General features: G+C 72.0%; 17 protein-coding genes. 9 read left to right on the top strand and 8 right to left on the bottom strand.

What is annotated here, in order from left to right:
• Positions 1–39: 39 nt before the first annotated feature.
• A complete protein-coding gene (locus AB0B39_RS30525; protein ID WP_357498296.1) occupies positions 40–2,016 on the bottom strand; it encodes a TIGR03960 family B12-binding radical SAM protein in 1,977 nt (658 codons plus the stop codon).
• A 153-nt stretch (positions 2,017–2,169) separates the two neighbouring features.
• On the opposite strand from AB0B39_RS30525, the gene AB0B39_RS30520 reads away from it, so the two are divergent.
• Positions 2,170–3,591, top strand: coding sequence for a hypothetical protein (locus AB0B39_RS30520; RefSeq protein WP_357576033.1), 1,422 nt, complete (start codon positions 2,170–2,172; stop codon positions 3,589–3,591).
• A gap of 336 nt (positions 3,592–3,927) precedes the next feature.
• On the opposite strand, the gene AB0B39_RS30515 is transcribed toward AB0B39_RS30520, so the two are convergent.
• Both AB0B39_RS30515 and ileS read right to left on the bottom strand, forming a co-directional pair.
• Positions 3,928–4,617, bottom strand: coding sequence for a lysophospholipid acyltransferase family protein (locus AB0B39_RS30515; RefSeq protein WP_234586837.1), 690 nt, complete (start codon positions 4,615–4,617; stop codon positions 3,928–3,930).
• A 97-nt stretch (positions 4,618–4,714) separates the two neighbouring features.
• The gene (ileS, locus tag AB0B39_RS30510; protein ID WP_357498291.1) at positions 4,715–7,861 is read right to left on the bottom strand and encodes an isoleucine--tRNA ligase; all 3,147 of its coding nucleotides are present in this window, start codon (positions 7,859–7,861) and stop codon (positions 4,715–4,717) included.
• A gap of 308 nt (positions 7,862–8,169) precedes the next feature.
• Between ileS and AB0B39_RS30505 the strand changes: the two genes are divergently transcribed.
• The 4 genes from AB0B39_RS30505 to AB0B39_RS30490 are packed head-to-tail and all read left to right on the top strand — an operon-like array spanning position 8,170 to position 11,828.
• Entirely contained in the window at positions 8,170–9,189 is a 1,020-nt protein-coding gene (locus tag AB0B39_RS30505; protein WP_357498289.1) for an ArsR family transcriptional regulator, read from the top strand.
• 59 nt (positions 9,190–9,248) lie between these two features.
• On the top strand, positions 9,249–10,259 hold the full coding sequence (locus AB0B39_RS30500; protein ID WP_234586829.1) for an ABC transporter ATP-binding protein: 1,011 nt from the start codon (positions 9,249–9,251) through the stop codon (positions 10,257–10,259).
• 11 nt (positions 10,260–10,270) lie between these two features.
• Positions 10,271–11,029 (top strand): ABC transporter permease, encoded by a 759-nt coding sequence (locus tag AB0B39_RS30495; protein WP_357576032.1) that lies wholly within the window; start codon positions 10,271–10,273, stop codon positions 11,027–11,029.
• Positions 11,030–11,039: 10 nt separating this feature from the next.
• Complete coding sequence (locus AB0B39_RS30490; protein ID WP_234586825.1) at positions 11,040–11,828, top strand: ABC transporter permease; 789 nt, start codon at positions 11,040–11,042, stop codon at positions 11,826–11,828.
• A 76-nt stretch (positions 11,829–11,904) separates the two neighbouring features.
• Here the strand turns inward: AB0B39_RS30490 and AB0B39_RS30485 are convergent, their stop codons facing one another.
• On the bottom strand, positions 11,905–13,455 hold the full coding sequence (locus AB0B39_RS30485; protein WP_357576031.1) for an alkaline phosphatase D family protein: 1,551 nt from the start codon (positions 13,453–13,455) through the stop codon (positions 11,905–11,907).
• 210 nt (positions 13,456–13,665) lie between these two features.
• Between AB0B39_RS30485 and AB0B39_RS30480 the strand changes: the two genes are divergently transcribed.
• Both AB0B39_RS30480 and sigJ read left to right on the top strand, forming a co-directional pair.
• Positions 13,666–14,109, top strand: a complete 444-nt coding sequence (locus AB0B39_RS30480) for a carboxymuconolactone decarboxylase family protein (protein WP_234586820.1) — start codon at positions 13,666–13,668, stop codon at positions 14,107–14,109.
• Positions 14,106–14,984, top strand: coding sequence for an RNA polymerase sigma factor SigJ (gene sigJ / locus AB0B39_RS30475; protein ID WP_357576030.1), 879 nt, complete (start codon positions 14,106–14,108; stop codon positions 14,982–14,984). The genes AB0B39_RS30480 and sigJ overlap by 4 nt, the downstream gene beginning before the upstream one ends.
• Positions 14,985–14,996: 12 nt before the next feature.
• Here sigJ and ndk read toward each other — a convergent pair whose 3' ends face one another.
• Positions 14,997–15,422: a nucleoside-diphosphate kinase gene (gene ndk, locus AB0B39_RS30470; protein WP_357576029.1), complete on the bottom strand. Its 426-nt coding sequence runs from the start codon at positions 15,420–15,422 to the stop codon at positions 14,997–14,999.
• A 142-nt stretch (positions 15,423–15,564) separates the two neighbouring features.
• On the opposite strand from ndk, the gene AB0B39_RS30465 reads away from it, so the two are divergent.
• The gene (locus AB0B39_RS30465; protein ID WP_357576028.1) at positions 15,565–17,130 is read left to right on the top strand and encodes a VOC family protein; all 1,566 of its coding nucleotides are present in this window, start codon (positions 15,565–15,567) and stop codon (positions 17,128–17,130) included.
• 22 nt (positions 17,131–17,152) lie between these two features.
• On the opposite strand, the gene AB0B39_RS30460 is transcribed toward AB0B39_RS30465, so the two are convergent.
• From AB0B39_RS30460 to AB0B39_RS30450, 3 genes are read right to left on the bottom strand one after another with little or no spacing between them, the layout of a single operon-like run.
• Positions 17,153–17,620 carry a DUF4233 domain-containing protein gene (locus tag AB0B39_RS30460; protein ID WP_357576027.1) on the bottom strand — a complete coding sequence of 156 codons (468 nt, stop codon included), beginning with the start codon at positions 17,618–17,620 and terminating at the stop codon, positions 17,153–17,155.
• Entirely contained in the window at positions 17,617–18,951 is a 1,335-nt protein-coding gene (locus AB0B39_RS30455) for a folylpolyglutamate synthase/dihydrofolate synthase family protein (protein WP_357498273.1), read from the bottom strand. Before AB0B39_RS30455 ends, AB0B39_RS30460 begins: the two co-directional genes overlap by 4 nt.
• Entirely contained in the window at positions 18,948–21,566 is a 2,619-nt protein-coding gene (locus AB0B39_RS30450) for a valine--tRNA ligase (protein WP_357498272.1), read from the bottom strand. Before AB0B39_RS30450 ends, AB0B39_RS30455 begins: the two co-directional genes overlap by 4 nt.
• A 69-nt stretch (positions 21,567–21,635) precedes the next feature.
• On the opposite strand from AB0B39_RS30450, the gene AB0B39_RS30445 reads away from it, so the two are divergent.
• Positions 21,636–22,322, top strand: a complete 687-nt coding sequence (locus AB0B39_RS30445; protein WP_357576026.1) for a hypothetical protein — start codon at positions 21,636–21,638, stop codon at positions 22,320–22,322.
• The last annotated feature ends 221 nt before the right edge of the window (positions 22,323–22,543 follow it).

Here is a 22,543-nt window from a genome sequence, read left to right as displayed (position 1 = left end):
GATCGACGCGGGCGACGGGCGGGGCCGGGAGGGCCGGGGTCAGGGCGTGGGGGTTTTCAGGCCCTTGATCGGCGTCAGGGGCAGGAGCTTCTTGCCGGTGGGGCCGATCTGGATCTCGGTGTCCATCGAGGGACAGACGCCGCAGTCGAAGCACGGGGTCCACCGGCAGTCGTCCTGCTCGAACTCGCTCAGCGAATCCTGCCAGTCCTGCCAGAGCCAGTCCTTGTCCAGGCCCGAGTCCAGGTGGTCCCAGGGAAGGACCTCCAGCCCGTCGCGCTGGCGGGTGGTGTACCAGTCGAGATCCACCCCGAACGCCGGCAGCGTCTCGGCCGCCGCCTGCACCCAGCGCTGGTAGGAGAAGTGCTCGCTCCACCCGTCGAACCGGCCGCCGTTCTCCCAGACCTTGCGGATCACCGAGCCGACCCGACGGTCACCCCGGGAGAGCAGGCCCTCGATCAGCGACGGCTCGCCGTCGTGGTAGCGGTAGCCGATGGCCCGGCCCAGCGAGCGGTCCGAGTTGATCGCCTGCTTGAGGATCTTGAGCCGGTGGTCGATGACCTCGGGGCGCTCCATGGCGGCCCACTGGAACGGGGTGTGCGGCTTCGGCACGAACCCGCCGATGGAGACCGTGCAGCGGATGTCCTTCGAGCCCGTCGCGGCCCGACCGGCCTTGATCACCTCGTGGGCCATCTCGGCGATCTCGAGGACGTCCTCGTCGGTCTCGGTGGGCAGGCCGCACATGAAGTAGAGCTTCACCTGGCGCCAACCGTTGCTGTACGCGGTGACGACCGTCCGGATCAGGTCTTCCTTCGACACCATCTTGTTGATGACCTTGCGGATCCGCTCCGACCCGCCCTCCGGGGCGAAGGTGAGACCGGTGCGCCGCCCGTTGCGGGACAACTCCTGCGCGAGGTCGATGTTGAAGGCGTCCACCCGGGTCGACGGCAGCGACAGCGAGACGTTGGTGCCCGCGTACTGCTCGGCCAGGCCCGAGCACATGTCGCCGATCTCCGAGTGGTCCGCCGAGGAGAGCGACAGCAGGCCGACCTCGGAGAAGCCGGAGAACTCCAGGCCCTCGCGGACCATCTGCCCGACCGTGGTGATCGACCGCTCCCGCACCGGGCGGGTGATCATGCCAGCCTGGCAGAACCGGCAGCCCCGGGTGCAGCCCCGGAAGATCTCCACCGCGTACCGCTCGTGCACCGTCTCGGCGAGCGGGACGAGGGGCTTCTTCGGGTACGGCCAGGCGTCCAGATCCATCGTCGTGCGCTTGTGCACCCGGAACGGCACGTCCGCCCGGTTCGGCACGACCCGTTGGATCCGCCCGTCGGGGAGGTAGTCGACGTCGTAGAAGCGCGGCACGTACACGCTCTCGGTGCGGGCCAGCCGCAACAGCAGCTCGTCGCGGCCACCCGGGGAGCCCTCGGCCTTCCACTCCCGGACGATCGCGGTGATCTCCAGGACGGCCTCCTCGCCGTCGCCGAGCACTGCGGCGTCGATGAAGTCGGCGATCGGCTCCGGGTTGAAGGCGGCGTGCCCACCGGCCACGATCACCGGGTCGGCGTCGGTGCGGTCGGCGGCCAGCATCGGGATGCCGGCCAGGTCGATCGCGGTGAGCATGTTGGTGTAGCCCAGCTCGGTGGAGAAGGAGATGCCGAAGACGTCGAAATCGCGCACCGGCCGGTGGGCGTCGACGGTGAACTGCGGCACGCCGTGCGTGCGCATCAGGTTCTCCAGGTCGGGCCAGACCGCGTACGTCCGCTCGGCGAGGGTGTCGGGCAACTCGTTGAGCACCTCGTAGAGGATCTGCACACCCTGGTTGGGCAGGCCCACCTCGTACGCGTCGGGGTACATGAGCGCCCAGCGGACCGTCGCCGCGTCCCAGTCCTTGACCACCGCGCCCAGTTCACCGCCGACGTACTGGATGGGCTTGGAAACCTGAGGGAGCAGCGGCTCGAGCCGGGGCCAGACGGAATTGGTCGCGGCCGCGCGCGGCGTCGTGGACGGGGCACTCATGATGCCCAAGGGTACGCGCCCGCCCGTCGGTGACCGCGCGCACGCCACGATGCCGCCCGACAACACTCCTGCACACGCTCCGCCGCGATGCCCGCGCGGCGGTGGTGGCGACGCGGTACTAACCTCGGACCGGCGCGAGAGGAGATTGCCGCGATGCCGGAGCCCCAGCCGGGAGCACGGCCGGCCGACGGGCGCACCCCGGGCCCGGAGCCGGACGACGCTCCGGCGGTCGCCGACGAGTCGACCTCCCCACCCGTACCGCCGGACCACCCCGCCGCCCCCGACCAGTCGGAACCGACGGCCCAGGAACCCACGGCCCAGCCGGAGCCGACGGCCCAGGAACCCGCAGCCCGGAAGCAGGCGGCCCAGCCCGAACCGACGGCCCAGGAGCCGGCGGCCCAGCCGGAGCCCACGGCCCAGGAGCCCGCGGCCCCCGCCGCGTCCGCGGACTCCCCCGCGCCCCGGTGGAGTGGGTCCGCGCCGGTCCCTCCCCCGCTGCCGCGCAGGCGTGCCTGGGGTGAGTCGGCCGAGCCGACCCCGCCGCCGCCTCTGCCCGAGCAGCCACCCGAGCACCGCACCCCGGTCGACCCGTGGGCCGGGGTGGACACCGGTGGCTGGGACCTGCCCTCCGCCGAACTGCCCCCGCTGCCCCCGACGTTGGACTACCCGGCGCCCCCGTCGACCCGGCAGTGGTCCGGGCCGCCCGCACCGCCGGTGGGGACGCACCCGGTGTCGCCGCCACCCGCCCACCCGACGTCGCCCGCCTACCCGGCGCCACCCACCTACCCGGCGCCACCCACCTACCCGGCGCCACCCACCTACCCGGCGCCACCAGCTCACTCGGCGCCGCCCGCCGCCCGGCCGACCCTGCCGGCGCAGCCCGGCACGGCCCGGCCCACCGCGCCGGTGCGACCCGCAAGGGTGCCGAAGCAGCGGCGGGGACGGCGGTCGGCCACGCCACCGCCGGTGACGCCACCACCTGGCTGGGAAGCCCCGAAGGGGTACGTGCCGGTCCCGGTCCGCCGCCGGCGTCGCTGGCCGTGGCTGCTGCTGCTCACCCTGGCCTGCTGCTGCGGATGTCCCGCCTACTACGGCCTACCGATCTCGTCCCAGTACCCCGCCCGCGCCGCGCTGCCCGAGCAGGTCGCCGATCTGAGCCTGCGTCAGGACGACGGCAGCGCCGCGACCTCCCGACAGCTGGAGAACGAGGTACGCCAGGAGAACTGGCTGGCCGAGGACACCTTCGCCGGCGTCTACGCCACGGGGGACGGCAAGCGGGTGACGGTCTTCGGCGGCACCGGCTTCCGGTTGACCCCGGAGGCGGACGCGGACGCGGAGATCACCCGGCTCAGTGAGCGCTACGCGCTGGAGGCGCCGGAGACGGTGCGGACCGGCGTACGAGGTCGGCACGAACGGTGTGCGATCGGCCGGCCGGCCGACGGCGACGTGGTGGTGTGCACCTCTGTCGACCACGGCAGCATCGCCACCGGGGTGTTCACCCGGCTCTCGATCTCCGACAGCGCGGCTCTGCTGGACACCCTGCGCGGCCAGATCGTCCAGCCCGAGCGGGGCTGAGCCCCGCCCGCACGCTGCCTGGCATGCTGGCCCGCCGTGTGCCGGCGTGCTGGCCCGCCGCGTGCTGGCGTGCCGCCGCGCTGGCCCGCCGTGCGCCGCCGGCGTGTTGGTTACTGGGTGCTTGCATGACGCTGCGTCACGCCGCAGGTGGACGACAGGGCGAGCAATGCAGATACCTGTGAGTCATAAATATGACTCACAGGTATATCGCCTCCGACCGGATTGCCCGCCAGCTCGGCGGCCGAGGCCAGCGGGCCCGACAGCAGCAGCCGGGAAACCCCAGCCCCGCCAGCAACACCCCCGACGAACGGCAGCGCCGACAGGCGGCAGCCCGGGTCAGGCGTCGCGGGTCGGGTCCGGGTGGGCGCGCGGCGGGGCGTAGCGCGGGACGTACTCCTGGCCGGTGAGCTTCTGGATCTCGCTCATCAGCTCGTCGGTCATCTGGCGCAGCGAGGTGCGGTCGTCCGGGCGACCGGTGAAGTCCAGCGGCTTGCCGAACCGGACGGTGATCTTGGCGGTGCCGGGACGGGGCACCCGGGCGCCGATCGGCTGGGCCTTGTCCGTGCCGATCGTGCCGACCGGGATGATCGGCACACCGGCGGAGATCGCCAGCCGGGCCGCTCCGGTCCGCCCCCGGTAGAGCTTGCCGTCCGGTGAGCGGGTGCCCTCCGGATAGACCACCACCAGGTCACCACCCTGCAACGCCGGGATGGCGGCGTCGAACGCGGACAGCGCGGCCCGCCCACCGGCCCGCTCGACCGGGATCGCGCCCAGACCGGTGAGGACGAACTTCGAGAACGCGCCCTTCACGCCGGTGCCCTTGAAGTACTCCGACTTGGCCCAGAACGCCAGGTGCCGGGGCACCACAGTGCCGAGGAACAGCTCGTCGGCCACCGAGAGATGGTTGCCGGCGAAGATCGCGCCGCCGGTTTCCGGCACGTGTTCCAGCCCCTCCACGGTCGGGCGGAACGCCAACCGCAGCGTGGGCGCCACGGTGAGCTTGCCGATGGTGTAGAGCAGGGGCACTGGTCCTCCGGCAGATGAGGTGCGAGCAGGCGGTGTCACGGTAGCGGACGCCTCCACACCTCCCGGACGGAGGTGGGGAGGCGTCCGCACCCGCGCGTTACACCCGCCGGACGGTGACCGTCACCCGCTCACCCTCGCCCACCTCGCCGGCGAACCCGTCGAGGCCCTCGGCGAAGTCGATCGAGTCGGCCAGCACCTCACCGGCGACGAAATCGACGTACGCGCTCACCGCCGCGCGCACCTCCTCGGACGCCGACACCGACACCACGATCCGGTCGGAGACGTCCAGGTCGGCGTCGCGGCGGGCCTGCTGCACCACCCGCACCACGTCGCGGGCGAGGCCCTCGGCGGCCAGCTCCGGGGTGACCTCGGTGTCCAGCACGACCACGCCCTCGCCGCCGGGCAGCGGCGCGGAGTGCTCGGCGTCGGCAGCGACGAGGCGCAGCTCGTACTCGCCCTCGGCCAGGGTGACGCCGGCGGCCACCGGGGCGCCGTCGACCAGCTCCCAGTCGCCGGCCTTGACCGCCTTGATCACCTGCTGGACCTGCTTGCCGACGCGCGGACCGAGCGCCCGGGGCACCACTGTCAGCACCTGCTGGCAGTACTCGGACAGTTCCGCGCTGAACTCCACCGCCTTGACGTTCACCTCGTCGGTGATCAGGTCGGTGAACGGTCGCAGCTGCTCCGCCGCCGGGGAGGCCACGGTCAGCTTCGACAGCGGCAGACGTACCCGCAGACCCTTGGCCTTGCGCAGCGACAGCGCCGCCGAGGCCACGGCCCGCACGTTGTCCATGGCGGCGACCAGCTCGTGGTCGGCGGGGAACTCGCTCGCCTCCGGCCAGTCGGTCAGGTGCACCGAGCGCTCCCCGGTCAGCCCGCGCCAGATCTCCTCCGCGGTCAGCGGCGCCAGCGGCGCCACCACCCGGCAGAGCGTCTCCAGCACCGTCGACAGGGTGTCGAACGCGTTGGCGTCGCCGGACCAGAACCGGTCCCGCGAGCGGCGCACGTACCAGTTGGTCAGCGCGTCCAGGTAGGACCGCACGGTGGCGCACGCGCCGGAGATGTCGTACGCGTCCATCTGCGCGCTGACCGTCGACACCAGCTCGTTGGTCTTGGCCAGGATGTACCTGTCGAGCAGGTGCGTCGAGTCGGTGCGCCGCCGCGCCTGGTACCCGTCCGCGTTGGCGTAGAGCGAGAAGAAGTACCAGACGTTCCACAGCGGCAGCAGCACCTGCCGCACGGCGTCGCGGATCAGCGTCTCGGTGACCGCCATGTCCCCGCCGCGCAGCACCGGCGAGGACATCAGCATCCAGCGCATCGCGTCCGACCCGTACGAGTCGAAGACGTGGTAGACGTCCGGGTAATTGCGCAGGCTCTTGGACATCTTGCGCCCGTCCGAGCCGAGCAGGATGCCGTGGCTCAGGCAGTTGCGGAACGCCGGCCTGTCGAACAGCGCGGTCGCCAGCACGTGCATGGTGTAGAACCAGCCCCGGGTCTGCCCGATGTACTCGACGATGAAGTCACCCGGGTAGTGGTGCTCGAACCAGTCCGCGTTCTCGAACGGGTAGTGCACCTGGGCGAACGGCATCGACCCGGACTCGAACCAGCAGTCCAGCACCTCCGGCACCCGGCGCATCATCGACTGACCGGTCGGGTCGTCCGGGTTGGGGCGGACCAGGTCGTCCACCGCCGGCCGGTGCAGGTCGCTCAGGCGTACGCCGAAGTCCCGCTCGATGTCGGCGAGCGAGCCGTAGACGTCCAGGCGCGGGTAGTTCGGGTCGTCGGACTTCCACACCGGGATCGGGGAGCCCCAGAACCGGTTGCGGCTGATCGACCAGTCGCGGGCGTTGGCCAGCCACTTGCCGAACGAGCCGTCCTTGATGTGGCCGGGCGTCCAGTTGATCTCCTGGTTCAGCTCGACCATCCGGTCCCGGAACTTGGTCACGGCCACGAACCACGACGACACCGCCTTGTAGACCAGCGGGGTGTCGCAGCGCCAGCAGTGCGGGTACGAGTGGGTGTAGGTGTCCTGCTTGAGCACCACCCCCCGGTCCTTCAGCTCCCGGATCACCGGCTTGTTGACGTCGAAGACCTGCTCACCCTGGTACGGCGGGACCAGCGCGGTGAACCGGGTGTGGTCGTCGACAGTGACGATGGTGGGGATGCCGGCGGCGTTGCAGACGTTCTGGTCGTCCTCACCGAACGCCGGGGCGAGGTGCACGATCCCGGTGCCGTCCTCGGTGGTGACGAACTCCGCGCCGAGCACCTGGTACGCGTTCTCGCCGGCCTGCTCGACGAGGAAGTCGAACAGCGGGGTGTAGCGGCGTCCGACCAGGTCGCGGCCGTACACGGTGCCGACCTGCTCGTAGCCGTCCAGTTCCTTGGCGTACGCGGCCAGCCGCGCCGCGCCCACCACGTAGCGGTCGCCGTCGCGCTCCAGGACCGCGTACTCGATGTCCGGTCCGACGGCGAGGGCCAGGTTCGACGGCAGGGTCCACGGCGTGGTCGTCCAGACGCCCAGCTTGACCGGCCCGCGCACCAGCTCCGGTGCGGACTCGTCGGCGGTCAGCCCGAACCACACCGACAACGTCGGGTCGTGCCGGTCCCGGTAGACGTCGTCCATCCGGGTCTCGGTGTTCGACAGCGGCGTCTCACAGCGCCAGCAGTACGCCAGCACCCGGAAACCCTCGTAGATCAGACCCTTCTCGTGCAGGGTCTTGAAGGCCCACATGACGCTTTCCATGTAGTCCAGGTCGAGGGTCTTGTAGTCGTTGGCGAAGTCGACCCAGCGGGCCTGCCGGTTGATGTACCGCTCCCAGTCCTGGGTGAACTCCAGCACGGAGGTGCGGCAGGCCTCGTTGAACCGGGCCACGCCCAGGTCGATGATCTCCGCCTTGCTGGTGATGCCGAGCTGCTTCTCGGCCACCACCTCGGCGGGCAGGCCGTGGCAGTCCCAGCCGAACCGCCGCTCCACGTGCCGCCCGCGCATGGTCTGGTAGCGCGGCACCACGTCCTTGACGTACCCGGTGAAGAGGTGGCCGTAGTGCGGCAGGCCGTTGGCGAACGGCGGGCCGTCGTAGAAGACGTACTCGTTCTTGCCGTCGTCGCCGGCCGGTCGGGCCTCGACGGACGCCTCGAAGGTCTTGTCGGCCGTCCAGTGCTCCAGCACCCGGCGCTCGACCGCGGGCAGGTCCGGGCTCGCCGGGACACCGGCAGCGGTCGGGTCGTGCAACGGATAGGCCATCGGGTGTCGTTCTCCTCGCAGCTCACTCAACGTGGGTCTGCGAGGACGAACCTTCCGGGTACGCCGACGACGGCGCTCCCGGGTGGCCCGCGGTACCACCCCGCTTGGCGGTCAGGATCGACCGCCCGCTCATTTGCCGGCTGTGACGGGCCGCACCCGTCCGGTTCTACTGGGCCGGTTGCCCGGCTGTTCTTCCGGAGGCTCACCGGTGATGGCCGGGTCATCGCCTTACGGTGCACAACGATACTCGACAGGCCCACCGCCGCGCCGCCGAGTAATGGCGCGCGCGGGCACCCTAGGCTGGCCGGGTGATCCGGATCGAGTTGGACGAGCCGACGCTGGCCCGCACCCGGATCGCGATCAGCCCGCTCTGGGAGGTGCTGACCAGCCTGTACGTGCTGCACCGCAATCCGGGCGAGGCGCCCTGGCCGTACACGGGTTGGGCGCGGCACGCGCGGCGGGTGCTCGCCGAGGTGCCGGCGACGGCGCCGGTCCGGGTGTTGACGATCGGTTCACGTGCGCCGGACTTCCTCACGCCCGTCCCCTCGTCCGCCGCGCCGACGCTGGCCGAGCAGCTCGCCGAGCTGCGCGCGACACCCGCGGAGGTGATCGCCGAGCAGATCCCCCGCTACCACCGCCTCGACGACCTGCCCGGGTGGCTGGGCCCGTTCGTGACGGACCGGCAGGCCGCCCTGGACCGGCTCGCCGACGGCATCGAGGCGTACTGGGACGCGGCGATCGCGCCCTGGTGGCCGGCGATGCGGGCGGCGCTGGACGAGGAGGTGCTGCACCGGGCGCGGGCGCTCGCCGCCGACGGCCCGGACGCGCTGCTGGCCGACCTGCACGAACGGGTGCGCTGGGACAAGCCGGTGCTGACGCTCGTGAAGCCGTTGGAGCAGCGCTTCGAGGCCGTGAACCAGCGCCTGCTGCTGGTTCCGTTGATCTTTTCGCGGGGTGCGCTCACCTGCTCCACCGATCATCCCGAGATCGTCGCCGTCTCCTACCAGGCGCGCGGGGCGGTGCTGCTCGCCGAGGGCGGGCCGGTACCGGCGCCGGGTGCCGCACCGACCACCGACCGGCTGGCGGTGCTGGTCGGTCGGGGTCGGGCACAGGTGCTGCGGGCGTTGACCCGACCGGCGACCACAGCCGGTCTCGCCGCGACCCTGGGGCTGGCCCCGAGCACCGTCTCGGAGCAGCTCTCGGCGCTGCTCGCCGCCGGGGTGGTGCACCGCCGCCGGGTCGGCCGTCGGGTGCTGTACGGCCTGGAGCCGGCCGGCGTGGCCCTGGTGCAGCTCGTCGGTGACGAGCCGACGACGGCATCGGCCTGAGGATTCGGCCCGGTCCGAATTCGTTTCCCACCCACCCCGGCCACTCCTAACCTCCCGACATGAGCGAACACGCGATCGAGGCGGTCGGGTTGCGGCGCACGTACCGCAGCCGCACCGGGTGGTTACGACCCCAGCGCCGGGAGGTCCAGGCGGTCCGCGGCGTCGACCTGACGGTCGGCAACGGGGAGCTGTTCGGCCTGCTCGGGCCGAACGGCGCTGGGAAGACCACGACCATCAAGCTGCTGAACACGCTGCTCATCCCGACCGCCGGTGAGGCCCGGATCTGCGGGTTCGACGTGGTCCGGCAGACCCGGGAGGTACGCCGACGGATCGGGTACGTCTTCGGCGGCGACCGCGGCCTGTACGACAGGCTCTCCGCGCGGGACAACCTGCGCTACTTCGCCGAGCTGTACGGCGTGCCGGGGCGCGAGCAGAAGCGGCGGATCGCCGAGCTGTTCGAGCTGGTCCGCCTGACCGGCCGGGAGAACGACCGGGTGGAGGGCTACTCGCGGGGCATGCGGCAGCGGCTGCACATCGCCCGGGGCCTGCTGCACCGGCCGCGTGTCCTCTTCCTCGACGAGCCGTCGATCGGGGTGGACCCGGTGGCCGCCCGGGAACTGCGGCAGACAGTTGCCGACCTCGCCGCCACCGGCACCACAGTGCTGCTCACCACCCACTACATGGCCGAGGCCGACGAGCTGTGCGGCCGCATCGCCGTGATCGCGAACGGGGCGATCCAGGCCCTCGGCACCCCGGCGGAACTGCGGCACCACGCCGACGGCCGGCAGGTGCTGGAGGTCGAGGCGTACGGGGTGAGCGACGCGCAGCTCGCGCTCATCCACGCCCTTCCCGGGGTACGCGAGGCGAGCGTTGTCGTCACCGGCGCGGCGCAGGTGCTGACCGTGCAGTCCGACGCGGGGGTGGACGTGCAGGCGGACGTGCTGCGGGCACTGGACGGGGTGCGGCTGGGTCGTGTCACGGCCCGGCGGCCCACCCTGGAGGACGCGTACGTGGCGATCGTGAACCGCGTCGACGCCCAGGCCCGACCCGCCGAGGCGGTGGGGGTGTGAGGACGCTGCGCATGATCGCCGTCGGTGCGCTGCTGCACGCCAAGCAGCTCAGCCGCTCGCCGTTCGAGATCGCCACCGCGCTGATCGTGCCGGTGGTGCAGGCGACCCTGGCCGTCTATCTCTTCCGGGCCGGCGGTGAGCCGGGTCGGCTGCTGGAGGCCGCGGTCGGGGCGGGCCTGATGGGCATCTGGTCGTCGGTGTTGTTCGGCTCGGGTGGCGCCATCCAGAACCAGCGGTGGCAGGGCACCCTGGAAATGATCATGCTGGCACCTCGCCCGCCGGCCCTGGTGGTGCTGCCGATCACCCTCGCGACCGCGCTCACCGGCACGTACGCCATGCTCGCCACCCTCGCCTGGGGTCGCCTGCTGTACGGCATCCCGCTGACCTTCGCCGATCCGCTGGCGTTCGCGGTCGCGGTGCCCGGCTGCATCATCGGCCTCGGCATGTTCGGTCTGCTGCTCGCCTCGACGTTCGTGCTGCTGCGCAACGCCAACGCGCTCACCAACACGATGGAGTACCCGATCTGGCTGGTCTCCGGGATGCTCATCCCGATCACCGCGCTGCCCGGCTGGACCGGCCCGATCGGCGCCGTGCTGCCCACCACGTGGGGAGCGCGGGCGGTCCGTGAGGCGGCCACCGGCAGCGGGCCGGTCTGGCCCTCGCTCGGCATCTGCCTCGCGATCAGCGTGGCCTGCCTGGCTCTCGGTGCGCTCATGATGACCCACGTCGAGCGGCGGGCCCGCGCGGCAGCCACCCTCGCCCTGGCCTGAGGAGGCGACGATGACCGCACTGCTGCGCCTGATCGGGACCGGTGGCGTGATCGCCTACCGGGCCCTGTTCAACTGGACCACCCCGGCGATGTTCGTCGGCACGCTGCTCGTCGGCCCGCTGTTCCAACTGCTCTTCTTCGCCTACCTGGGCCGGCAGCTCGGCGTCGCCGACGACGGCTTCTACATCACCGGCAACGCCGTGCTGGCGGCCTCGCTGGCCTGCGTGTTCGGCGGCACCATGGCCGTCTCGAACGAGCGGCGCTTCGGGACCCTCGGGCACGTGCTGCTCTCCCCCCGCAGCCGCACCGCGGTGTTCCTCGGCCGGGTCCTGCCGTACGCCGGCAACGGGCTGCTGATCGCGGTGACCACGCTGACCGCGGCGTCGCTGCTGCTGGGCCTGCGGGTGCCGGTCGACGCGCTGCCGGGGTTGCTGCTCACCCTGGCGGTGGCGGCGTTGGCGTGCGGGTTCTTCGGCCTGACGCTGGGTGCGATCGGGCTGCGGTTCCGCGACGTCTGGCTGGTCTCCAACGTGTCGGTGGCCCTGCTGCTCCTGCTCACCGGGGTGAACGTGCCCGCCGCCGGGCTACCGGCCTGGATGCGGGTCACCGGCGAGCTGCTGCCGATCACCCACGCGGCCGAGGCGGCCCGCCGGCTGGTTGCCGGCGAGGGTTTCCGGGCCGCCGCGCCCCAGCTCGCCGCCGAACTGGCCATCGCCGTCGCGTACGCGATCCTGGCCGCCGTCCTGCTCAAGGTCTTCGAAGCCGAGTCCCGCCGCCGAGCCTCCCTGGAAACCCTCTGACCCCACCGGCCTCGATCACGAAGTTGTCGCCCCCCCGCGCCGACGTGGGGCGACAACTTCGTGATCAGCACGGGGGTTACGGGGCGGGGAGGGTGGTGTTCCAGAGCGAGGCGCCGTCGCGGTCGCGCAGGTGGACCGTCAGGGCCGCCGACTCGCCGTCGATCGACACCTCGCCGAAGTGCTGGAAGCCCTCGGCCGGTGAGGTGTTGGCGCGCGGCGGGGCGTGCACGAAGACCGCCTGCGGGCCGAACGTGCCGTCCAGGGCGTTCGGGCCGAACGCGCCGGCGTGCGCCGGGCCGGAGACGAACTCCCAGAACGGCGTGAAGTCGCCGACCGCCGCCCGGGACGGGTCGTAGTGGTGCGCGGCGGAGTAGTGCACGTCGGCGGTGAGGAGGACCATGCCGGTCACCTGAGCCCGATGGGTTGCTCGCAGCACCTCGGCGAACTCCAGCTCACGACCGAGCGGCGTACCGCTGTCGCCCTGCGCGACACCCTCCTGGGCACCCGGACCGTCCGGCACCACGACCCCGATCGGCAGGTCGTTGGCGATCACCTTCCAGGTCGCCGTGGAGCGCTTCAGCTCCCGGATCAACCACTCCCGCTGCTCGCGGCCGAGCAGACCGCGCTTCGGGTCGGCGTACGTGTTGCCGTCGTTGGGGTCCTTGTGGGTGCGCATGTCGAGCACGAACACGTCCAGCAGCGGCCCGTACGGGATCCGTCGGTACAGCGGCCCGTCGTCCGGCACGGGCAGCCACTCGTGGAACGCCTGACTGGCCCGCGCGGCGAGCACGTCGACGCGCTGCTCGGTGTAGCGCGGGTCGTCCAGGATCTCCCCGGGGTACCAGTTGTTGAGGACCTCGTGGTCGTCCCACTGGTTGATCTGCGGCACCGCCGCGGCGAACTCCCGCAGGTGCGTGTCGAGCAGGTTGTAGGCGAACTGTCCCCGGTACTCGGTGAGCGTCTCGGCGACCTTGCTCTTCTCGGGGGTCACCAGGTTGCGCCAGATCCGCCCGTCGGGCAGCGTCACCGACTCGACCAGCGGCCCGTCGGCGTACACGGTGTCGCCGCTGCACAGGTAGAAGTCCGGACGGACCTCCCGCATCGCCCGGAAGATCGACAGTCCGCCGTAGGTGGGGTCGATCCCCCAGCCCTGCCCGACGATGTCCCCGGTCCACACGAACGACACATCGCGTCGCCGGTGCCGGCCCGGCGCGGTGGTCAGCGACCCGGTAAGCGGCTCGCTGACCACCCCGTGCCGCTCCAGGCTCTCCACCCGGACCCGGTAGTGCAGCCGCTCGGCGTCCGGCAGGCCCCGCAGCCGCACCTTGCCGGTGAAGTCCCCGCTCGGGCCGAGCACCGGACCCCGCAGCTGCCGGGCGCCCCGGAAGTCGGGCCGCCGACTCACCTCGACAAGCATCCGGCCCGGACGGTCGGCCCGCGTCCAGACCAGCGCCGAATCGGCGGTCACGTCGCCGCTCTGCACGCCGTGGGTGAGCACGGGGCGTCCCGCCGGGCGCCAGGCCGGGGCGGCGTTCGCGCCGCCGCCGCCCAGCAGCGCACCGCCGGCGACTCCGGCCCCGGCCACCAAACCAGCCCGCAGCAGGGTACGTCGATCAAGCTCGGTCATGCTTCCTCCCGGTCATGGGTTGACCCCGTCGGTCTACCGGGCGGAGATGACAGCGACCGGCGGCCCGGATGACCGGGGCCCGAACGCCTGCTGTCCGGCCGGAACGCTTCCGACCGGCCCACCACGCGTGACCGGGGTCACCACGACGGTTGTCACGGCAGGCCCCGCTCGGACCGTCGTAGCGGTGTCGGATCGAACAGGGAGTTGGTCATGCAACGAATGAGGCTCTTCGAGGTCGCGCCGCAGGGATACCAGGCCGTTTCGGGCCTGGAGAAGTACGTCCAGGCGAACGTCGACCACACCGTGCTGGAGCTGGTCAAGCTGCGGGCGTCGATGCTGAACGGCTGCGCGTACTGCGTGGACATGCACAGCCGCGACGCCCTCGCCGCCGGCGAGTCGAGCCGGCGGCTGTTCGCGGTGTCCGCCTGGCGGGAGGCGCTGTCGTTCTTCGACGAGCGGGAGCAGACCGCGCTGGCGCTCACCGACGCGGTGACCCGGCTCGGCGAGCACGGGGTGTCGGACGAGGTGTGGGACGCCGCCGCGAAGGTCTGGTCGGAGAAGGAACTGGCCGATCTGGTCCTCGCGATCGCCACAATCAACGTGTGGAATCGTATCGCCGTGACGACGCACACGGAGCCCCCGGCGCAGGTGTGACGACCGGGGCGGCAGAGGCGGCCGGTGCGCTCCAGGCGCACCGGCCGATGCTGCTCGGGCTCGCCTACCGCCTGCTCGGCAGCCGGCACGACGCCGAGGACGTGCTCCAGGAGGCGTACCTGCGGTGGCTCGGCGTGGACCGCGCCACCGTGGTCGAGCCGCGTCGCTACCTGTCCCGGGTGGTCACGCGGCTCGCGATGGACCGGCTGCGGACCCGGCAGGCGGCCCGCGAGACGTACGTCGGGCCATGGCTGCCCGAGCCGGTGCCGACCGAGCCCTCACCGTTCGGCCCACTGGACCGCGCGGAGCTGCGCGACTCGCTGTCCACCGCCCTGCTGCACGTCCTGGAGCGGCTCACCCCGCCGGAGCGCGCGGTGTACGTCCTGCACACCGCGTTCGACCTGCCGTACGCCGAGATCGCGGAGATCCTGGACCGGAGCCCCGAGGACTGTCGGCAACTGCACCACCGGGCGGCCACCCGGGTACGCCAGGAGCGCCGCCGCTTCACCGCCAGCCGGTCGGAGCGTGAGCGGCTGCTGGAGGCGTTCCTCGCCGCCGCCCGAAACGGCGACCTGGCGACGCTCACCAGTCTGGTGGCCGCGGACGTGACGGCGTGGAACGACGGCGGCGGCCGGGTGCGTTCCGCCCGCAACCCGCTGCACGGCGCCGACCGGGTCGTCCGGTTCTACGCCGGGATCTACGGCCCCCGCCGCGAGTGGACGGCGCGTCGGGTCGAGTTGAACGGCGAACCGGCCATCCTGCTGACCCGCCGCTCGGACGGCGGCCGGTACACGATGACCGTCACCGCCGACGCCGGCCGGATCACCGGGATCTACGTCGTGGGCAACCCGGAGAAGCTGCCGCCGGTCGACTGAACCCCCGCGCTGTCAGCTGAGCTCGGGGAACCAGAGCCCGATCTCGCGCTTGGCGCTGTCCGTCGAGTCGGAGGCGTGTACGAGGTTCTCCCGGTTGGACAGCGACAGGTCGCCCCGGATCGTGCCGGCGGCCGCCTTGCGGCCGTCGGTCGCGCCGACCAGCCCGCGGACCACGTCGATGACCTGGTCGCCGGAGAGCACCAGGGCGACCAGCGGGCCGCCGGTCATGAAGTCCTTCAGCGGCGGGTAGAACGCCTTGTCGACGTGCTCGGCGTAGTGCGCGTCGGCGAGCGCGGCGTCCATCGTCCGGTGCACCATCGCGTCGATCCGCAGCCCCTTGCGCTCGAAGCGGGAGAGGACCTCGCCGACCAGACCGCGGCGGACCGCGTCGGGCTTGATCAGCACGAGGCTGCGCTCATCCGGGCTGTTCCTGGACACGCTGGGTTCCTCCTGTACGCGCAGAACGCTTGGGCTCGGTACGGTCAGCCTAGCGACCCGGTCCCGGCGCCGGCGCGGCGGCCGGTCTTTCCCCCGGTGGCCGATCCGGCCTAGCCTGGCCCTGACCCCCGGGAGGTCCACTGTGGCGAATGGCGGGAACCGGCCCATCGCGCCGGTACGCAAGCTCATCGGCACGGTGCTCGGCACCGTGGCCACCTTCGTCGTCCTCTTCGGGCTGGGCATGACCAGCTGGGCCATCGTGGCCCTCGGGGTCGCCCTGCTGGTGCTGGCGATCGCGCTCGCGACCGTACGCGGCGGCGGGCGCACCTGGGTGGTGGGCGTGGCGCACGTGCACAGCGCCTCCGAACCACCCACCCAGTACGCGTTCGGCCGGTGCGAGCTGCAACTGGTCATCGACGCGCCAGGTCTGCCACCCCGATCCAAGAAGATCATCGAGCCGCGGGTGCCGGTCTCGAAGTGGCCGTCGCTGGGTCAGACCCTGCCGATCCGGGTCGCGTTGGACGACCAGCGGCACGTCAAGGTCCTCTGGGACGAGGTGCCCACCCACGCCGAGACCGCGGCGGCCGTCGCCGACCTCCCACCGGAGTTCGGCGACATCGACGCCGTGGACGACGTGATCATCCAACAGGACGCCCCGCCGTGGGCCGACCGCGCTGCCGACGACGACTTCCGGGACGGGTGCGACGCCGAAGGGTTCCTTGACCCGCGTGCCCGCGACGGCGACCCGTTCCGCGACGCCCGCGACGGTGATCCGTTCCGCGACGCCCGCGACGGTGACCCGTTCCGCGACCCGCGCGGCCCCGAGGTGTTCCGTGACGCGCGCGGCCCCGACCCGCTGCGCGACGACCCGGCACTCGCACCCGACGAGCGCGAGCCGGTGGTCATGAGCCAGAGCCCGGGCGGTCCGGTGGTGCTCGAAGGCGTCGTCGTCGAGCCGCAGCCCGGTTCGGGGCTGCCCCGACGGGCGACCCCCGCACCGCGTCCACCGGCGGAGGAGCACTTCGACGAGCCCGACGCCGACCCGCTCGCCCCGATCGACGACCGCATCGACCAGGCCGACGACCGCATCGACCCGACTACCGACGACCGGCGCGCGACCGCCGAGGCCCGCCTCGACCCGCCCGCCGCGCCGCGCGTCGATCCACCTCCGGCGCAGCGCACCGGCCCGGTCGCCATGGACCCGTTGGACCCGCTGGACCTGCCGCTGGACGATCCGACCCCGACCGGGACGGCCCGCGAGACCGTCACCGCCGAGGACCTGGACGAGGCGATCTTCGGGTACGACGGCGCGTCCGCGGCCGATCCGGCCGGCCCGATCAGCGGTGTCGGCCTGACCCTGCTGGTCACCGACCTGTCCCGGTCGCTCGCCTTCTACCGCGACATGCTCGGCTTCAGCGAGGTCGACCAGGGCGCCGGCAATGCCGTGCTCGCCTTCGGCACGACCCGGCTGGTGCTGCGCGAGGTGACCGGGGCCGCGCCGATCAGCCGCCGGCTGGTGCACGTCAACCTCGAGGTGGACGACATCGAGGCGGCGTACGGCCGGCTGCGCGACTCCGGCGTGCGCTTCACGTACGCGCCCCGGGTGGTCAACCGGGGCAGCCGGCTGGAGGTGTGGGCGGCGGCCTTCCGCGACCCGGACGGCCACGGCATCGCCCTCACCCAGTGGCGCGAACGCGCCGACGCCTGACCCGGCCGGGTCGTCGGCGCGTCTAGCCGAGGATGACCCGCCGGACGTGCAGCGCGTACGCCCAGACCAGGGCGAAGATGATGCCCAGCACGAGCAGCGACCAGTGCAGCAGACCGGCCAGCAGCAGCAGGCCCTGCAGCACGGTGCCGGCGTGCCAGGCCCAGGGGCGGCGCATCATGCCGGCGAGCAGGACGGCGACGACCGCCAGGGCCACCACCGCCGCGATCGCGGCCCCACCGAGGTCACCACCGACCACCCGGATGGGCTGGATGGCCAGCAGCAGCACCAGGGCCTCCAGGCTGAGCGTCCCGGCGCCCAGGCCGCGTACCGCCCGCTCCGGGTTGCGCAGCCCGGACCGGCGCGGCTGCCCGGCCTCCGACTCCCCCACCGACGGTCCGGTCGTGCCCTGATCGGTGGACCCGCCCGCCTCGCCGTCCGACGGGCCGATCGGGTCGTCGGTGGCGCGTGGGCCGTGCTCGGGGCCGGTCATCGCTTCAACAGCCGGCGGGCGTCGGCCACCGTGACCACCGAACCGGTCACCAGGACCCCGACGCCGCTGAGCTCTCCGGGGACGTCCTCCTCGGCCAGCGCGACCGCCAGCTCGATCGCGTCCGGCAACTCCTCGGCCACCTCGACGCGCTCCTCGCCGAAGATCTCGGCGGCCAGCGCGGCGAGTTCCTTCGTCGGCATCGCCCGTGGCGAACTGTTGCGGGTCACCACCACGACGTCGGCCACCGGCTCCAGCAGCTCCAGCAGGCTGCTCGCGTCCTTGTCGGCGAGCACCCCGACAAGCGCCACCAGCTTGCTGAACGCGAACTCCTCCTGCAGGGCGGTGACCGTCGCGGCCATGCCGTGCGGGTTGTGCGCACCGTCGAGTAGGACCGTGGGTGCACTGCGGACCCGCTCCAACCGGCCCGGGGAGCTGGCCGTGGCAAAGCCCTCCCGGACGGCCTCGATGTCCAGCTGCCGTCGGGCCCCGGCACCGAGGAACGCCTCCACCGCGGCGAGCGCCACCGCGGCGTTCTGCGCCTGGTGCGCGCCGTGCAGCGGGAGGAACACCTCGTCGTAGACGCCACCAAGGCCCTGCAGTTTGAGCACCTGCCCGCCGACGGCGACCGCGCGGCTCAGGACCCCGAACTCGCCGCCCTCGCGGGCGATGGTGGCGCCCACCTCGGCGCAGCGTTCGAGGAGGGGACGTGCGGCCTCCTCCTCCTGCGCCGCGGCGATCACCGTGGCGCCCGGGTGGATGATGCCGGCCTTGGCCAGCGCGATGTCCTGGAGGGTGTCGCCGAGCCACTCGGTGTGGTCCAGACCGATCGGGGTGATCACGCACACCCCGGCCTGGATGACGTTCGTGGCGTCCTCGGCGCCGCCGAGCCCCACCTCGACCACTGCGATGTCGACAGGCGCGTCGGCGAACGTGGCGAACGCCAGCGCGGTGGTCATGTCGAAGTACGTCAGCGGCTCGTCCGACCGGGCGTCGACCAGCTCGGCCAGCGGCTTGATCTCCCCGTACACGGCGGCGAACCGCTCCTCGCTGACCGGCTCGCCGTCCAGGCTGATCCGTTCCCGCACGGTCTCCAGGTGCGGGCTCGTGTACCGGCCGGTGTGCAGCCCGAATGCCCGCAGCAGCGAGTCGATCATCCGCGCGGTGGAGGTCTTGCCGTTGGTGCCGGTCAGGTGGATCGCCGGGTACGCCCGCTGCGGGCTGCCGAGCAGGTCGAGCAGCGACTCGATGCGGTCCAGCTCGAACACCATGCGGGTGAAACCGCGGGCGTTCAGCTCGGCTTCGGCGGCGGCGAAATCGGTACGGTCGGTCACGAGGGCAGTGTCTCCAGAGCAGCGTCGATCCGGACCAGGTCGGCCTCGGCGGTGGCGAGCCGGTCGCGGATCTTCGCGACGACCGGCTCGGGGGCCTTGCCGATGAAGGCAGGGTTGTCGAGCTTCGCCCGGGCCTGCGCGACCTCCTTCTCGGCGGCGGCGCGGTCCTTCGTGAGCCGGGCCCGCTCGGCGGCCAGGTCGATCGACCCCCGGGTGTCCAACGCGACACCTACCGCGCCGGGCATGGCCAGCGTGGCGCTGGCCTGGAAGTCGTCCCCGGCCGGGTCCAGCCGGACCAGCGACCTGATCAGCGGCTCGTGGGCCGCGATGCCGGCCCCGGCCAGCCCGTCCAGGCGGGCGGCCACCCGCTGCGTCGGGCGCAGCCCCTGGTCGGAACGGAACCGGCGGATCTCGGTGACCACCCGCTGCACGCCGGCCAGCTCGGCCTCGGCGGCGTCGTCGATCAGCGACCGGTCGGCCACCGGCCAGGCGGCGGCCTGGACCGTCTCGCCGCCGGTCAGCGCGAGCCACAGCTCCTCGGTGACGAACGGGATGACCGGGTGCAGCAGCCGCAGCAGCTGGTCGAGCACGTGCCCGAGCACCCTCCGGGTGGCGTCGGCCCGCTCGCCGCCCTCGGCGAGCACCGGCTTGCTCAGCTCGACGTACCAGTCGCAGACGTCGTCCCAGGCGAAGTGGTAGAGCAGGTCGCACACCTTGGCGAACTCGTACGCCTCGAACTGCTCGTCGACCTCGGCGGTGACGTGCGCCAGCCGGGACAGGACCCACCTGTCGACTGTGGAGAGCTGCTCGACGGGCGGCAGGTCGCCAGTGGTGTGCGCGCCGTTCATCAGCGCGAACCGGGTGGCGTTCCAGAGCTTGTTGCAGAAGTTGCGCGAACCCTGGCACCACTCCTCGCTGACCGGCACGTCCTGGCCGGGGTTCGCGCCCCGCGCCAGGGTGAACCGGGTGGCGTCGGCGCCGTACCTGTCGATCCAGTCCAGCGGGTCGACCACGTTGCCGAACGACTTCGACATCTTCTTGCCGAACTGGTCCCGCACCATGCCGTGTAGGGCGACCACGTCGAACGGCGGCCGGCCGTCCATCGCGTACAGGCCGAACATCATCATCCGGGCGACCCAGAAGAACAGGATGTCGTACCCGGTGACCAGCACGCTGGTCGGGTAGAACTTCGCCAGGTCCGGGGTCTCTTCGGGCCAGCCGAGGGTGGAGAACGGCCACAGGCCGCTGGAGAACCAGGTGTCCAGGACGTCCTCGTCCTGGTGCCAGCCCTCGCCGGTCGGCGCCTCCTCGTCGGGGCCGACGCAGACGATCTCACCCGCCGGGCCGTACCAGACCGGGATGCGGTGCCCCCACCACAGCTGGCGGGAGATGCACCAGTCGTGCATGTTGTCGACCCAGGCGAAGTAGCGCTTGGCCAGCTCGGCCGGCTCGATGCGCACCCGGCCGTCACGCACCGCGTCGCCGGCGGCCTGCGCGAGCGGGGCGGTGTTGACGAACCACTGCAGCGACAGCCGCGGCTCGACGGTGGTCTTGCAGCGCGAGCAGTGCCCGACCGCGTGCACGTACGGCCGCTTCTCGGCGACGATCCGGCCCTGCTCACGCAGCGCGGCCACGATCGCCGGTCGCGCCTCGAACCGGTCCAGTCCCTCGAACGGGCCGGGCACGGTGATCACACCGCGCTCGTCCATCACGGTCAACGCCGGCAGGTCGTGGCGCTGGCCGATCTCGAAGTCGTTCGGGTCGTGGGCGGGCGTCACCTTGACCATGCCGGTGCCGAAGCTCGGGTCGACGTGCGCGTCGGCGACGATCGGGATCCGCCGGCCGGTGAGCGGCAACTCGACCTCGGTGCCGATCAGGTGCTGGTAGCGCTCGTCGTCGGGGTGCACCGCGACGGCGGTGTCGCCGAGCATCGTCTCGGCCCGGGTGGTGGCCACCACGACCTCGTCGCTGTAGCGGATGGAGATCAGCTCACCGTCGTCGTCGGTGTGCTCGACCTCGATGTCGGAGAGCGCGGTGAGGCAGCGCGGGCACCAGTTGATGATCCGGTTGGCCCGGTAGATGAGACCGTCGTCGAAGAGCTTCTTGAAGATCGTCTGGACGGCGCGGGTCAGCCCCGCGTCCATGGTGAAGCGCTCACGGTCCCAGTCCACGGAGTCGCCGAGGCGGCGCATCTGGCCGAGGATGGCGCCGCCGGACTCGGCCTTCCACTGCCAGACCCGCTCGACGAACTTCTCCCGGCCGAGATCGTGTCGGGACAGGCCCTCGGCGGCGAGCTGACGCTCGACCAGGTTCTGGGTGGCGATGCCGGCGTGGTCCATGCCGGGCAGCCACAGCGCCTCGAAGCCCTGCATCCGCTTACGCCGGGTCAGCGCGTCCATGAGCGTGTGCTCGAACGCGTGGCCCATGTGCAGCGAGCCGGTGACGTTCGGCGGCGGGATGACGATGGTGAAGGGGGGCTTGTCGCTGTCGGCGGAGGCCCGGAAGTGCCCAGCGGCTACCCACTGCTCGTACCGTCGCTGCTCTACCTCGCCGGGCTGGTACTGGCCGGCGAGGGTCGGGGCGTCGGGGCGTCGGGCATCCAGTCTCTCGGTCACCTGACAAGTCTACGGAGGGCTTCCGCGGACCTGACGTGCGCCACCTCTCGTTCGCGTACGGTGTCGGCTATGTCCGACGCACATCTCACCGAACGTTCGCTCGACGACAGTCACGAGCCGATCTTGCTGACCGAGGAGCCGATCCAGCTGAGCACCCGGGACACCGGGGGCGACCCCGACGAACGGTCCGGTGGCTGGTCCCGGGGCCGCAAGATCGGTTGGACGGTCGCGCTGGTCGTGGGTCTCGCGGGCGCGAGCGTGCTGGGAGTCGGCGGGTGGCGTGTGGCGCAGCAGAAGGACACCCGGCTGAGTTCACCGGACCAGGTGGCGGGGTTGACCCGGGACGACAGCGAGCGGGCCAAGAGCACGGCGGACTACCTGCGCAGCGGCCTGGCCGCCGACATCGAACTGGACCGCAGTTTCGGCACCGTCTACCGCGACCCGGCCGACGACAAGCGCTCGGTGCTGATCTTCGGCGGCACCACGCTGCTCTGGCAGCCCGAGCGCGATCTGGACAGCCTCTTCGGCCTGATGTCCGACGAGACCGGCGCGGTGACCGGCCTGCGCGAGGTGCCCGCGGGCGACCTGGGCGGCGTCATGAAGTGCGGCAGCACCAGTGGCGACGGCGGCGACTTCGCGGTGTGTGGCTGGGCGGACCACGGCAGCGTCGTGATGGCGATGTTCCCCGGTAGGTCGGTGACCGACGCCGGCGCCCTGTTCCGTGACCTTCGCGGGGACATGCAGACCCGGGACTGATCCGCGCTCGTCCGGGCGGCGGATCCTCGGTGCCCCTGGCCGTCCCGTGTCGGGGCTGTCCGATGACAGCAAAAACCCCGATGTCAGCGGCACCGGATCGGGGAATGCAGAAAAGGCCACCCCATGGGGGTGGCCTTTTCTGGAAGATTGTCCGGCGGTGTCCTACTCTCCCACACCCTCACGAGTGCAGTACCATCGGCGCTGGAGGGCTTAGCTTCCGG

Source organism: Micromonospora sp. NPDC049114, from assembly GCF_040648635.1.
Taxonomy (GTDB): domain Bacteria; phylum Actinomycetota; class Actinomycetes; order Mycobacteriales; family Micromonosporaceae; genus Micromonospora.
This window is presented reverse-complemented; position numbering and strand designations above follow the sequence as displayed.